General features: G+C 44.9%; 10 protein-coding genes and 1 pseudogene. 7 read left to right on the top strand and 4 right to left on the bottom strand.

Annotated elements, in window-relative coordinates:
• Positions 1-53: 53 nt before the first annotated feature.
• Entirely contained in the window at positions 54-746 is a 693-nt protein-coding gene (gene ispD, locus QUA45_RS04565; protein ID WP_333095585.1) for a 2-C-methyl-D-erythritol 4-phosphate cytidylyltransferase, read from the bottom strand.
• A 170-nt stretch (positions 747-916) separates the two neighbouring features.
• On the opposite strand from ispD, the gene QUA45_RS04560 reads away from it, so the two are divergent.
• The gene (locus tag QUA45_RS04560) at positions 917-1,879 is read left to right on the top strand and encodes a glycosyltransferase family 9 protein (protein WP_242725781.1); all 963 of its coding nucleotides are present in this window, start codon (positions 917-919) and stop codon (positions 1,877-1,879) included.
• A gap of 162 nt (positions 1,880-2,041) precedes the next feature.
• On the opposite strand, the gene QUA45_RS04555 is transcribed toward QUA45_RS04560, so the two are convergent.
• The 3 genes from QUA45_RS04555 to QUA45_RS04545 form a co-directional block, all read right to left on the bottom strand.
• Positions 2,042-2,275 (bottom strand): response regulator, encoded by a 234-nt coding sequence (locus QUA45_RS04555; RefSeq protein WP_333219701.1) that lies wholly within the window; start codon positions 2,273-2,275, stop codon positions 2,042-2,044.
• 54 nt (positions 2,276-2,329) lie between these two features.
• Entirely contained in the window at positions 2,330-2,959 is a 630-nt protein-coding gene (locus QUA45_RS04550; RefSeq protein ID WP_333219700.1) for an ATP-binding protein, read from the bottom strand.
• Positions 2,960-3,164: 205 nt separating this feature from the next.
• On the bottom strand, positions 3,165-3,791 hold the full coding sequence (locus QUA45_RS04545) for an ATP-binding protein (RefSeq protein WP_333219699.1): 627 nt from the start codon (positions 3,789-3,791) through the stop codon (positions 3,165-3,167).
• Positions 3,792-4,135: 344 nt separating this feature from the next.
• On the opposite strand from QUA45_RS04545, the gene QUA45_RS04540 reads away from it, so the two are divergent.
• The 6 genes and pseudogenes from QUA45_RS04540 to QUA45_RS04515 form a co-directional block, all read left to right on the top strand.
• Complete coding sequence (locus tag QUA45_RS04540; RefSeq protein WP_333219697.1) at positions 4,136-5,521, top strand: AAA family ATPase; 1,386 nt, start codon at positions 4,136-4,138, stop codon at positions 5,519-5,521.
• A 1-nt stretch (position 5,522) separates the two neighbouring features.
• Entirely contained in the window at positions 5,523-7,877 is a 2,355-nt protein-coding gene (locus QUA45_RS04535) for a WD40 repeat domain-containing protein (RefSeq protein WP_333219696.1), read from the top strand.
• Positions 7,874-9,895: a WD40 repeat domain-containing protein gene (locus QUA45_RS04530; RefSeq protein WP_333219694.1), complete on the top strand. Its 2,022-nt coding sequence runs from the start codon at positions 7,874-7,876 to the stop codon at positions 9,893-9,895. Before QUA45_RS04535 ends, QUA45_RS04530 begins: the two co-directional genes overlap by 4 nt.
• Positions 9,892-12,216, top strand: a complete 2,325-nt coding sequence (locus QUA45_RS04525; RefSeq protein ID WP_333219692.1) for a WD40 repeat domain-containing protein — start codon at positions 9,892-9,894, stop codon at positions 12,214-12,216. The genes QUA45_RS04530 and QUA45_RS04525 overlap by 4 nt, the downstream gene beginning before the upstream one ends.
• Position 12,217: 1 nt before the next feature.
• The gene (locus tag QUA45_RS04520; protein WP_333219690.1) at positions 12,218-14,566 is read left to right on the top strand and encodes a WD40 repeat domain-containing protein; all 2,349 of its coding nucleotides are present in this window, start codon (positions 12,218-12,220) and stop codon (positions 14,564-14,566) included.
• Positions 14,563-14,771 (top strand): annotated as a pseudogene (locus QUA45_RS04515) (hypothetical protein); the annotation flags it as partial. The gene QUA45_RS04520 and the pseudogene QUA45_RS04515, both read left to right, overlap by 4 nt.

Raw genomic sequence — 14,771 nt, 5'->3', positions numbered from 1 at the left:
TTATTGATTGTGGAACGGGCATCTTGCCCGTTATTAAAAAGACTCAACACATTTTATTTGCTCTTATCAGTTCTCTGCCGCAAAATAAATTCAGCTAGTGCTAAATCAACCGGTGTTGTGACTTTCAAATTCGTCTCTTCTCCCTCCACAATTTGCACTGGTAAACCGCATTTTTCAAACAAAGCCGCATCGTCTGTCACTTCCCAACCTTTTTGTCGTCCTTCTTCGTGACACTGCTTTAACAATTTCACTTCAAATCCTTGAGGAGTCTGGGCCGCCCACAAATTGCTTCTGTCTGGGGTGTCTCGCACGATCCGACGGTCATCTACGACCTTAATCGTATCCTTGACCGGGACGGCGACAATCAAGCCCGGACAGGTCAAGAGAACCTCGGCAGATCGATCGAACAATTCAGCAGTTGCCAAACACCTGGCGCCGTCGTGAATCAACACTCGATCGGCATTTGGTGGTAAAGCCTGCAAACCGTTGTAAACTGACTCTTGCCTGGTGGCGCCTCCTTTAATCAGTTCCACGGGCTTGACCAAAGATAAATCGCTCAGAATTGCTTTAAAATCCGGAAAATCGTCTGGCTGGCCCATGATGCCAATCCAGCTAATGTGCTGCGAAGCTTCAGCAGCAGCCAAAGTCCAACTCAGCAAAGGTTTTCCCAGCAAAGTCAGCAGCAGTTTGTTCCGCTGACTCCCCATCCGTCGCCCCGAACCTGCTGCAGGAATTAATAAGTGCATTAAGTAACCCTTCTTCACCCAACTAGGTATATATTAAGAGCGTCCTGTACTTTTGGGTCAGTTGTTTAGCTGTCAGCCAGTAGCTTTTAAAGTCTAGAATTACTATAAGCTGATAGCTGAAGACCGATCGCTGAGAGCTACCTCGATAGATAATAGCCCGATCGTTTATGATGCGAATACTAGCACTTGTCCCTGGCGGGATTGGCGACCAAATTTTATTTTTCCCCACCCTTGATGACCTCAAGCAGTCTTATCCAGAGGCGCAAATTGATGTCATCGTGGAACCGAGGGCAAAGGGCGCTTACCGAGTCTGCAAATCCGTCAAAGAAGTCTTGACGTACAATTTCAAAGACCGCAACGCTATGGCAGATTTGGGCAATTTACTGGGCGTAATTCGCGATCGCGAATACGAAGCAGTTATTTCCCTCGGCCAGCGGTGGACTGTAGGGCTGCTGCTGTGGCTGACCGGCATTCCGCAGAGAGTTGGGTATTCGGGAACCAACGGTGCTCGATTTCTCACTGCTGCTGTACCGCTGAAAACTGAACAGTACGCCGCTTCAATGTACCATGATTTGCTGCAAGGATTTAACATTACAAATCCTTGTCCGGCGATCGCAATTAATGTACCAAAACAGGACATTCAGTGGGCGGAAGCCGAACAGCAGCGGTTGGGCGTAAAAGAAAGCGGCTACATTTTGATTCACGGCGGTTCCAGTCAATTAGCTGTGTCTAAAGGTATTGACAAAATTTACCCTACAGACAACTGGAAGCAAATAATTGAAGATTGTCAGCAGCGGCAGCCGAATTTGCCCGTTGTTGTTGTGAAAGGCCCCGAAGATGCAGACTTCGTGACAAAGTTAGTCGAGTTATGTCCCAATGTAAAAGTTATCTCGCCGGATGATGTCGGCAAGTTGGCGGCGACAATTGCTGCTGCTAATTTGATGATATGTACTGACAGTGCGCCGATGCACTTAGCTGTGGCGGTTCAAACTTATACAATAGCTTTGTTCGGCCCGACTGAACCTGCAAAATTGTTGCCAAAGAGCGATCGATTTTTGGGCATTAAATCTCCTACTGGCAAAATGGCAGACATCTCTCCTCAAGATGTTTTGAAGAAGGTTTGGGGTGGCTAAAAACTAGGATATCTAAGTCAGGACACGGCACGGCCGTGTCCCTAAAACTTAGGTGGTTTCCAGACCCAGGGGACGAGGAAAGAAGTCGAGTATTTAAAACTCGATGTTAGTCTTCCAAATCATCCATAATCTGCTGCAACCCATATTCCGCACCCTCAACTTTCACCATCGGTTTTTACCTATTTTTATCAAGCTATAAAGCTCTAAAGTAGTACCCGGCAAATTCCCACCAAGAATTACTATGACAGGCTTGAATGTCTCAAACAATGCTAAAGCAGTCTCGCCATCTGCTGCCGAATCTACTTGATATTTCTGATTTAAAAAGCGATGAACTAGATTGCGGATGGATGGGTAATCATCCACAACAAGAATCTTGGGAGTAGTATCAGTAATCATCACAAAAAACTTCCTTTGTGTTGTCAATGGACAACTGGCAATTTCAGAACAGCTTTAGTGAAGAGTAAAGGCCAGGTCGTTCCAACTAAACAGAGTTTTTTCAGGCAATTCTTCTTTCAGCTTGGTCTTGAGGTCAAAAGGCTTGCCCCAATCCCATATTTCGATCTCTAGGCGTTTGTTAAATACTGCGATCGCCAGTTCTATTTTCGGAGTTTCCAATGACAGATTTGTGCGGGCGTGGCGAACAGCATGGGCAAAACCCTCGATCGCAGCAAGTTTACTAAGCTGCAAAACTGCTTCGGGAATGGGTAGAAGCTCTAACTGCTCGACCCACCCTAAAACTTGAGTAACCGCCTGGAGATCGCTATTTACTTGAAGCTTAAATTTGTGAAGTGGCTGGTTATAACTTGGCTCGGATTGGGGATTTCGTTGCTCTTGAAGCCAGTTAAAGCTGTGTAAAACGTCGATCGCACGCTTAAAGAAATCAGGTTCAGTGCTAGGTTGGGGTGGTACTAAAGCTGGCTGAAAATATTTTACAATTAACAGACAGTTTCGACCGGCAGACGTGCGGGTATAACTTAGCTGATCGGCAATTTTGCCAATAAGTTTTATACCTATTTTGCCTATTTCATCGATTTCGCTAAAATCTTCGTCACGGTGCGAATTTTCTAAGTTATAGTTCATAACGGTTTTCTCTGCTAAATATTGATTGTTTTTGTTTCTACAGATATCCTACTGAAGCAAAAAGGGAGGATGTAGGGGAGACTAGGTGAGTTTTAATTTGCGATCTGCCATAATTTTGAGGGCAAATCGGGCAGGAGATTAAAACCTATCGGCTCTAGTCAGGCAGAACTAATTAAAGAATGATTTGCAGATATAGTCAGGTTTGCTAAACCATAAATTCCAGCTCCTTCAAACGGAACGGTTCTTTTGCTTGCGATTGTTCATTTTCAACTTTGCTTGGGAAATTAATAGGCTTTCCCCAATCCCAAATTTGAATTTCGATGCGTTCGTTAAAAACTGCGATCGCAAGATCGATCGGAGTGTTTGACGGCATATTTTTGTGGTGGTGAATAGCATTGATAAACCCCTCCACCGTCGCCAGTTTACAAAGCTGCAAAACTTCTTCGGGAAGTGGTAGATTCTCTAACTGTTCGACCCACCATAAAACTTGAGTGACAGTGGCAACATCACTATTAAGTTGCAGAGTAATTTTTTGCAGTGGCTGGTTAGAACTGCGCTCGGATTGGCTAGTTTTTTGCTCTTTCAACCAGTTGAAAATGTTTAAAGTATCAGTCGCTCGCTTCAAACAATCAGCTTGAGTGCTAGGGTGAGGTAGTACGGGCTGAAAATATTTTACAATTAACAGACAGTTTCGACGGTCAGAAGTGTGGGTATAACTAAGCTCATCGGCAATTTGGCTAATAATTTTTATACCTATCCCAAGTGACGGGATTCCATCCATTTTGCTAAAATCTTCGTCACCGTGTGAGTTTCCGAATAATTTAAAATTCATTTGACTGACCTCTCTTGTTGATCAATAACTGTTTGTCTGTGTTCTGATCAAATCATCGCATCACTTTAATAGAGTGAAGTTGACCAGAGGTATAAAGTTAGGTCTATTAGAGGTCGGTATAATCAAAGTATACTCAAGGTATAATTAAACTACTGTCATGCAGAGTCCCTATCCTTCGCAAGGCTCAGGACTGGCAAGCATCCCAGCCGTCTAAGAGATCCTTGGCAAGGCTCAAGATGATTTAATTGCACGACGGGTAAGTTGTAATAAAGTTAAATGAGGGGTTAACCTAGATGGATTGGCAAGAATTCCTTAGAGGCGAATCTGGGAGACATGAATTATCGATGGAACAAACAGAAACATTATTAGCAGCACTCTTCTCTCCTGAAAGAGCACCCCTCAATAAGGCACAGCTTTCAGTAAAATTCAGCATATCAGAAGCTGCTGTAACACAGCGACTGGGAGAGATTTACAAGAGATTTTCAAAGAGCTTCCCTGACCTTTCTGACCAACAAGGTGCAGGAAAGTTGAAGATTCTGCAGACTAAATTGATACAGAAGTATTATCAACTATCACAACCAGTAGTTGCCACCCAAGCTTCTAACTCATCTCCCTACCCTGAAGAATTTATATCGATAATAGAAGAAAAAATTCGCAGGTTTTGCGGGCGCGGATTTGTTTTTGAGACTTTTCAGCAATTTATCACCGACAATCCTCACGGTTATTTTACGATCGTCGGGGATGCGGGAATGGGCAAAAGTTCGATCGTTGCCAAATACGTCTCTGAACATAAATCTCCCTGCTATTTCAATATTCTCGTCGAACGTCGCAACAGACCCGAATTGTTTTTGAAGAGCATTCGTCGGCAATTAATTGACCGCTATCAATTGCAAAATTCAGAAGACGCCGATTTACCAACTTTACTGGCACAGGTGGCGGGAAAACTCACGGCGGGCGATCGTTTGGTAATTGCAATTGATGCACTGGATGAAGTCGAACAAGAACCGGGAGGAAATCTTTTACATTTACCGAAAAATCTGCCCAATAACGTATATTTTCTACTGACAAGGCGACCATATAGTTCGGAGAAAAAGCAGTTGTTAGTAGATGTTCCGGTAAAAGAGCTAGATTTAAGAGACGAAAAGTATGTTAATTTCAATCATGATGATATCAAAGAATATATTCGCTTTGTTATAAATACCGATTCTGACTATAAAGATGGTCTGAAAAACTGGATTCAAACCCGCAACATTCCCCATACAACTTTTGTCGAGCAAGTGGCAAACAAGAGCGAAAAGAATTTTATGTATCTGCGCTATGTTTTGCCGGCAATTGCTAAAGGTGATTACAATGACTTGAGTTTAACGCAATTGCCCGATGGGTTGCAAGAGTATTATCAAAGCCATTGGGTGCGGATGGGAATGGAAGCTAAGCCAGGGCAATTGATGGAGAATGTCTTGTATATTTTACTAGAGATTGGCACGCCGATTCCCTGCGAGATGATTGCTGGAATTACCAAGGTGGATGAATGTGACGTGGGAAAGGTTTTAGAAGATAAGTGGGTTGAGTATTTGAAAAAGCAGAATGTAGAGGGAGAAATCTGCTACACCATCTATCATGCTAGTTTCCTTGACTTTCTGAAAGGCAAACGGGAGATGGATTCAAAGCGGAAGATTTTTAAAGAAGTAAATCAACAGATTGCTGAGTATTTAGAAGAGGGGATGCTGTGAGATGGGAGAATTTGCTGACAAGTTAGCGGCTAAACCACTTTTCTATCAACGTGCTTATCTGGGCAGCTTACTGCCAAATTATCTCAAGTCAGGGAATTTAGAAAAGTATAATCAAAAACTGACTGATTTTAACTTTCTAATGACAAAGATTCAGCATCCTGAGTTTGGGGTGCAGGCACTGATTGATGATTTCAATTGGGTTGACGATTCAGAAGCAGTAACTCACCCAGAGTACAATTCAGAAACAGCGAAAGCGCTGAACTTGATTCAAGCGGTACTGTGGATGTCAGCCGATATTTTGGATCGAGATCGGACTAAACTGGCGGAACAATTGTTAGGGCGCTTACTGTACTTTGAAATACCTCAGATTCAAGCAATGCTGGAGGTAGCCAAGCAGTGGAAAGCAGCACCTTGGTTGCGTCCTTTGACGCCCTGTTTAACTCCCCCTCGTAGGGGACTGATACGCACGCTTAAACGTCACAGCAACTCGGTAAATGCAGTTACTGTCACTGCTGATGGCAAGCGGGCGATTTCTGGTTCATCGGACACCAGCCTTAAAGTCTGGGATTTAACAACTGGAAAGGAACAGTTTACTCTGAATGGTCACAGCAAGTCAGTAAATGCAGTTGCTGTCACTGCTGATGGCAAGCGGGTGATTTCTGGTTCGTGGGACAACACCCTCAAAGTCTGGGATTTAACCACTGGAAACGAACAGTTTACTCTCAATGGTCACAGGCAATTAGTAAATGCAGTAGCCGTCACTGCTAATGGGAAGCGCGCGATTTCTGGTTCGTGGGACAACACCCTTAAAGTCTGGGATCTAACCACTAGAAAGGAAGAATTTAGTCTCACTGGTCACAGGGAATCAGTATATGCAGTAGCCGTCACTGCTGATGGGAAGCGCGCGATTTCTGGTTCAAGAGACAAAACCCTTAAAGTCTGGGATCTAACCACTGGAAAGGAAGAATTTAGTCTCACTGGTCACAGGAAATCAGTATATGCAGTAGCCGTCACTGCTGATGGCAAACTGGCGATTTCTGGTTCTTTGGACAACACTCTCAAAGTCTGGGATTTAACCACGGGAAACGAACAGTTTACTCTCAAAGGTCACAGCAACTCAGTAAATGCAGTAGCCATCACTGTTGATGGCAAGCGAGCAATTTCTGGTTCAGATGACAACACCATCAAAGTCTGGGATTTAACCCTTGGAAAGGAAGAATTTACTCTCGAAGGCCATAGAAACTCAGTAAATACAGTAGCAGTCAATGCTGATGGCAAGCGGGCAATTTCTGGTTCAGATGACAAAACCCTCAAAGTTTGGGATTTAACAACTGGAAAGGAAGATTTCACGTCTGAAGGTCACAGCAATTCAGTAAATGCAGTAGTTGTCACTGCTGATGGCAAGCGGGCGATTTCTGGTTCATCGGACACCAGCCTTAAAATCTGGGATTTAACCACTGGAAAGGAATTGTTTATTCTCAATGGTCACAGCAACTCAGTAAATGTAGTTGCTGTCACTGCTGATGGCAAGCGGGCAATTTCTGGTTCAAAAGACAACACCCTGAAAGTCGGAGATTTAACCACTGGAAAGGAACAGTTTACTCTCAATGGTCACAGTAACTCAGTAAATGCAGTTGCTGTCACTGCTGATGGCAAGCGGACGATTTCTGGTTCATCTGACACAAGTCTTAAAGTCTGGGATTTAACAACTCGAAAGGAACTCTTTACTCTCAATGGTCACAGCGACTCAGTATATGCACTAGCCGTCACTGCTGATGGCAAGGGTGCAATTTCTGGTTCAAGAGACAACAGCCTCAAAGTCTGGGATTTAACAACTCGAAAGGAACTCTTTACTTTCAAAGGTCACAGCGGCTTGGTAAATGCAGTAGCCGTCACGGCTGATGGCAAGCGGGCGATTTCTGGTTCGTGGGACAAAACCCTAAAAGTCTGGGATTTAAAAACTCGAAAGGAACTGTTTACTCTCACGGGTCACAGCGACTTAGTATATGCAGTAGCCGTCACTGCTGATGGCCAGCGGGTGATTTCTGGTTCGTGGGACAACACCCTCAAAGTCTGGGATTTAATCACTGAAAAGGAACTGTTTACTCTCAGTGGTCACAGCAGCTCGGTGAATGCAGTAGCCGTCAATGCTGATGGGAAGCGGGCAATTTCTGGATCGTGGGATAGCACCCTCAAAGTCTGGGATTTGTCGAGTGGAAATGTCATTGCCAGTTTCACAGGTGAAAGTTCGATCGCCTCTTGCGCTATTGCACCCGATGGAGTCACAATTGTCGCAGGCGACGCATCGGGCCGAGTATATTTCCTGCGGCTAGAAGGGATGGAGGAACTAACATGAATTCCTCACCTCTGGCAAATCCCATCTCTACCGCTGTTTACCCAAAAGATTTTGCTGACAAGTTAGCGGCCAAACCACTTTTCTATCAACGTGCTTATCTGAGTAGTTTATTGCCAAATCATGTCAAGTCAGGTCATTTAGAAAAGTATTATCAAAGACTAACAGATTTTAACTTTCTAATTGCAAAGATTCAGCATCCTGAGTTTGGAGTGCAGGCACTTATTGATGATTTCAATTTCCTTGATAATTCAGAAGCAGTAACTCACTCAGATTACAACTCTGAGAAAGCGAAAGCCCTGCACTTGATTCAAGCTACACTGTGGATGTCAGCCGATATTTTGGATGAAGATCCGACCAAACTGGCGGAACAATTGTTAGGGCGCTTACTGTATTTTGAAATGCCTTCGATTCAGGCAATGCTAGAGGTAGCAAAAAAATGGAAAGCAGCACCTTGGTTGTGTCCTTTGACACCCTGTTTAACTCCGCCTCGCAGGGGATTGCTACGCACTCTCAAAGGTCACAGAAACTCAGTAAATGGAGTCGCTGTCACTACTGATGGCAAGCGGACAATTTCTGGTTCATCGGACAACACTCTAAAAGTATGGGATTTAACCACTGGAAAAGAACTGTTTACTCTTAAAGGTCACAGTGGCTGGGTAAATGTAGTAGCGGTCACGGAGGATGGAAAGCGGGCAATTTCTGGTTCATCAGACCACACTCTCAAAGTCTGGAACTTAACAAGTGGAAAGGAAGAGTTTACTCTTAAAGGTCACATCGGCTGGGTAAATGCAGTAGCGATTACTGCTGATGGCAAAAGGGGATTTTCTGGTTCATTTGACAATACCATCAAAGTCTGGGATTTAGCCACGGGAGAGGAAGAGTTTACTCTCAACGGCCATAGCCACTTGGTAAATTCCGTAGCGGTTACTGCTGACGGGAAGCGGGCGATTTCTGGTTCAAGAGACTATACCCTCAAAGTGTGGGATTTAGCCACTAGAAAGGAAGATTTTACTCTCAACGGTCACAGCGGCTGGGTAAATGCAGTAGCGGTCACGGAGGATGGCAAGTGGGCAATTTCTGGTTCATTTGACACTACCATCAAAGTGTGGGATTTAGCCACTGGAAAGGAAGAGTTTACTCTCACTGGTCATAGCGACTCAGTAAATACAGTAGGCGTTACCCCCGATGGCAAGCGAGTAATTTCTGGTTCAAGGGATAATACCATCAAAGTGTGGGATTTAGCCACTGGAAAGGAAGAGTTTACTCTCACTGGTCACAGCAACTGGATAAATGCAGTAGCGGTCACGGAGGATGGGAAGCGGGCGATTTCTGGTTCAAGAGATAAAACCCTGAAAGTCTGGGATTTAGCCATTGGAAAGGAAGAGTTTACTCTCACTGGTCACAGCAACTCAGTAAATGCAGTAGCCGTCACGGAGGATGGGAAGCGGACGATTTCTGGTTCGTGGGACAACACCATCAAAGTCTGGGATTTAACAACTCGAAAGGAAGAGTTTACTCTCACTGGTCACACCTACTCAGTCAATGCAGTAGCCCTCACTGCTGATGGGAAACGCGGGATTTCTGGTTCTTTCGACAACACCATTAAAGTCTGGGATTTAACAACTCGAAAGGAAGAGTTTACTCTCACTGGTCACACCTACTCAGTAAATGCAGTAGCCGTCACGGAGGATGGCAAGCGGGCAATTTCTGGTTCGTGGGACAACACCATCAAAGTCTGGGATTTAACAACTCGAAAGGAAGAATTTACTCTCACTGGTCATAGCGACTCAGTAAATGCAGTAGCCGTCACGGAGGATGGCAAGCGGGCAATTTCTGGTTCAACAGACAAAACCCTCAAAGTCTGGGATTTGTTGAGTGGAAATGTCATTGCTAGTTTTACTGGTGAAAGTTCGATCGCGTCTTGCGCTATTGCACCCGATGGACTCACAATTGTGGTAGGCGAAGAATCCGGCCAAGTATATTTCCTGCGGCTACAAGGGATGGAGGCACTAACATGAATTCCTCACCTCTGGCAACTCCCATCTCTACCGATTCTTACCCAAGAGATTTTGTGGACAAGTTAGCGGCCAAACCACTTTTCTATCAACGTGCTTATCTGGGCAGTTTACTGCCCAATTATGTTAAGTCAGGGAATTTAGAAAAATATTATCAAAAACTGACCGATTTTAATTTTCTGAGCGCAAAGCTTCATCATCCTGAATTTGGACTACAGGCGCTTATTGATGATTTTAATTTAGTTGACGATTCTGAAGCAGTAACTCACCCAGAATACAACCCAGAAACAGCGAAAGCCCTGAACTTGATTCAAGCGGCGCTGTGGATGTCAGCCGATATTTTGGATCGAGATAAGACCAAACTGGCCGAACAATTGTTAGGGCGCTTACTATGCTTTGAAGTGCCTCTGATTCAGGCAATGCTGGAGGTAGCCAAGCAGTGGAAAGCAGCACCTTGGTTGCGTCCTTTGACACCATGTTTAACTCCCCCTCGCAGGGGACTACTACGCACCCTCGAAGGTCACAGAAACTCGGTAAATGCAGTTGCTGTCACTGCTGATGGCAAGCGAGCAATTTCTGGTTCATTTGACAACACCCTCAAAGTTTGGGATTTAACCACTGGAAATGAACAGTTGACTCTCAAAGGTCACAGCAACTCAGTATATGCAGTAGCCGTCACTGCTGATGGGAAGCGGGTGATTTCTGGTTCGTCTGACAACACCCTCAAAGTCTGGGATTTAACCACTGGAAATCAACTGTTTAGTCTTGAAGATCATAGTAGCTGGGTAACAGCAGTAGCCGTCACTACTGATGGGAAGCGGGCGATTTCTGGTTCGTCGGACAACACCCTCAAAGTCTGGGATTTAACTACTGGAAAGCAACTCTTTACTCTTAAAGGTCACAGCAACTCGATAAAAGTAGTAGCCGTCACTGCTGATGACAAGCGGGCGATTTCCGGTTCGTCGGACAACACCCTCAAAGTCTGGGATTTAACCACTGGAAAGGAACTCTTTACTCTTAAAGGTCACAGCGACTGGGTAAAAGCAGTCGCCGTCACTGCTGATGGCAAGCGGGCGATTTCTGGTTCGTCGGACAACACCCTCAAAGTTTGGGGTTTAACAACTGGAAAGGAACTGTTTACCATCAAAAGTCACAGTGTAAAAGCAATAGCCGTGACTGCTGATGGCAAGCGGGCGATTTCCGGTTCGTCGGACAACATCCTCAAAGTTTGGGATTTAACCACTAGAAAGGAACTGTTTACGCTTACAGGTCACATGGACTCGATAAATGCAGTAGCCGTAACTGCTGATGGGCAGCGGGCGATTTCTGGTTCGTCGGATAACACCCTTAAAGTCTGGGATTTAACAACTGAAGATAAACTGTTTACCATCAAAGGTCACAGCTACTTGGTAAAAGCAGTCGCCGTCACTGCTGATGGGAAGTGGGCGATTTCTGGTTCGTCGGACAACACTCTCAAAGTTTGGGATTTAACCACTGGAAATGGACTGTTTACGCTTACAGGTCACAGGGACTCGGTAAGTGCAGTCGCCGTCACCGCTGATGGGAAGCGGGCGATTTCTAGTTCACGGAACCACACCCTCAAAGTTTGGGATTTAGAAACTGAAGATGAACTGTTTACGCTCAAAGGTCACAGGGACTTGGTAAATGCTGTCGCCGTCACCGCTGATGGCAAGCGAGCCATTTCTGGTTCACGGGACGACACTCTCAAAGTTTGGGATTTAGTAACTCGAGAGGAACTGTTTACGCTCAAAGGTCACAGGGACTCGGTACATGCAGTTGCCGTGACTGCTGATGGCAAGCGGGCGATCTCTGGTTCGTCGGACAACACCCTCAAAGTCTGGGATGTAGAAATAAGGAGGGAATTGTTAGCTTTTATTTGGAGAAATCCAATAGCTATAAGGCAACTTTTTACCCTCACGGGTCACAGCAAGTCGGTAATAGCAGTCGCGGCTACTGCTGATGGCAAGCGGGCAATTTCTGGTTCAAGAGACAAAACTCTTAAAGTCTGGGATTTAACAACTGGAAAAGAACAGTTTACTCTCAAAGGTCACAGCAATTCAGTAAATATAGTAGCCGTCACGGAGGATGGCAAGCGGGCGATTTCTGGTTCATCGGACAACACCCTCAAAGTCTGGGATTTGTCGAATGGAAATATCATTGCTAGTTTCACCGGTGAAAGCCCGATCGCCTCTTGCGCTATTGCACCCGATGGAGTCACAATTGTCGCAGGAGATCGATCGGGGCGCGTATATTTCCTGCGGCTAGAAGGGATTACTGAGTATTTAGAAAAGGGGATGGCGTGATATGGGAGAATTTGCTGACAAGTTAGCGGCCAAACCACTTTTCTATCAACGTGCTTATCTGGGTAGCTTACTGCCAAATTATGTTAAGTCAGGAAATTTAGAAAAGTATTATCAAAAACTGACTGATTTTAATTTTCTGATGGCAAAGCTTCAACATCCTGAGTTTGGAGTGCAAGCACTTATTGATGATTTTAATTTGATTGACGATTCAGAAGCAGTAATTAACCCAGATTACAACCCAGAAAAAGCGAAATCTTTGGAGTTGATTCAATCGGTATTGTGGATGTCAGTGGATATTTTGGAACTAGATAACAATAAGCTGGCAGAACAATTATTGGGTCGCCTACTGTACTTTGAAATGCCTTCTATTCAAGCAATGCTGGAGGTAGTAAAAAAGTGGAAAGCAGTACCTTGGTTGCGTCCTTTAATCCCTTGTTTCATTCCTCCCCAAGGAGGATTAATACGTACACTTGAAGATCACACCAGTTTAGTAAATGCAGTTGCCGTCACTACTGATGGCAAACGGGTAATTTCTGGTTCAGCAGATAAGACCATAAAAGTTTGGGATTTAACAACTGGAAAGGAAGAGCTTACTCTCAAAGGTCATAGCGACTCAGTAAATGTAGTCGCTGTCACTCCCGATGGCAAGCGGATGATTTCTGGTTCTTGGGACAAAACCATAAAAGTTTGGGATTTAACAACTGGAAAGGAAGAGCTTACTCTCAAAGGTCACACTTACTGGGTAAATGCAGTTGTTGTAACTGCTGATGGGAAGCGGGTAATTTCTGGTTCCAGAGACAACACGCTCAAAGTCTGGAATTTAACAACGGGGAAGGAAGAGTTTACTCTAAAAGGTCACACTTACTGGGTAGATGCGATAGCGGTCACTCCTGATGGTAAACGAGCAATTTCTGGCTCGTGGGATAGCACCCTCAAAGTCTGGGATTTAGTAACTGGAAAGGAAGAGTTTACTCTCAAAGGTCACAGTTACGCGGTATGGGCCATCGCTGTCACTCTTGATGGAAAACGAGCAATTTCTGGTTCGTGGGATAGAACCCTCAAAGTTTGGGACTTAACAACTGGGAAGGAAGAGTTTACTTTTGACGCTCACAGTGCTTCAGTAAATGCAGTTGCGGTTACTCTTGATGGAAAACGAGCAATTTCTGGGTCAAAAGACAGGACGCTCAAAGTTTGGAATTTAACCACTAGAAAGGAAGAGTTTACTCTCAAAGGTCACACTGATTGGGTAAGTACAGTTACTGTCACTGCTGATGGTAGGGCGATTTCTAGTTCCTATGACAAAACCCTAAAAGTTTGGAATTTAACCACTGGAAAGGAAGAGTTTACTCTCAAAGGTCACAGCAATTGGGTAAGTGCAGTTGCCGTCACTGCTGATGGTAGGGCGGTTTCTGGTTCCTATGACAAAACCCTAAAAGTTTGGGATTTAAGAGCAAGAGGGGAAGAGTTTACTCTCAAAGGTCACACTGATTGGGTCAAAGCAGTCGCCGTCACTCCCGATGGCAAGCTGGCCATATCTGCTTCAGAGGATAAAATGATCAAAGTTTGGGATTTAAGAACTGGAAAGGAAGAATTTAGTCTCGGAGGCCATAGCTACTTGGTTAATGCGGTAGCAGTTACTACTGATGGCAAGCGGGCAATCTCTGGCTCAAGAGACAAAACCCTAAAAGTTTGGGATTTAAGAGCAAGAGAGGAAGAGTTTACTCTCGAAGGTCATAACAACTCGGTAAATGCGGTAGCCCTCACCGCCGACGGCAAGCAGGCAATTTCCGGTTCATCGGATAATACCCTAAAAGTCTGGGATTTAACCACTCAAAAGGAACTGTTTACTCTCAAAGGTCATAGCGACTGCGTAAAAGCAGTGGCGGTCACGGAGGATGGCAAAATAGCAATTTCTGGTTCATCGGACAACACCGTAAAAATCTGGGATTTAATAGCTAGAAAGGAAAAGTTGACTCTCAAAGCTCACAGCCAATTTGTAACAGCAGTCGCCCTTACTGCTGACGGCAAGAGAGCAATTTCTGGTTCGTGGGATAACACCATCAAAGTCTGGGATTTAACAACTAGAAACGAACTTTTTACTCTCAAAGGTCACAGCGACTCGGTAAATATAGTAGCCGTCACCGCTGATGGCAAGCGGGCGATTTCTGGTTCATCGGACAAGACCATCAAAGTTTGGGATTTGTCGAGTGGAAAGGTTATTGCTAATTTTACCTGTGAAAGCCCGATCGCCTGTTGCGCCATTGCACCCGATGGAGTCACAATTGTCGCAGGCGACGCATCCGGCCGCGTATATTTCCTGCGGCTAGAAGGGGTGGAGGCACTAACATGAATTCCTCACCTCTCTCAACTCCCATCTCTACCGCTGCTTACCCAAGGGAATTTCAGCAACTCCTGCGAGAAAAAACCGAGAATTTTGCAGGGCGCAAGTTTGTTTTTTCTGCCATTTCCGACTTTCTGAACTCCCACAGCCGCGGTTATTTCACAATTGTCGGCACTCCCGGCTGCGGCAAAAGTTCCATCCTCGCCCAATATGT

Source organism: Microcoleus sp. Pol12A5, from assembly GCF_036701435.1.
In the GTDB taxonomy this organism is placed as follows: domain Bacteria; phylum Cyanobacteriota; class Cyanobacteriia; order Cyanobacteriales; family Microcoleaceae; genus Microcoleus.
This window is presented reverse-complemented; position numbering and strand designations above follow the sequence as displayed.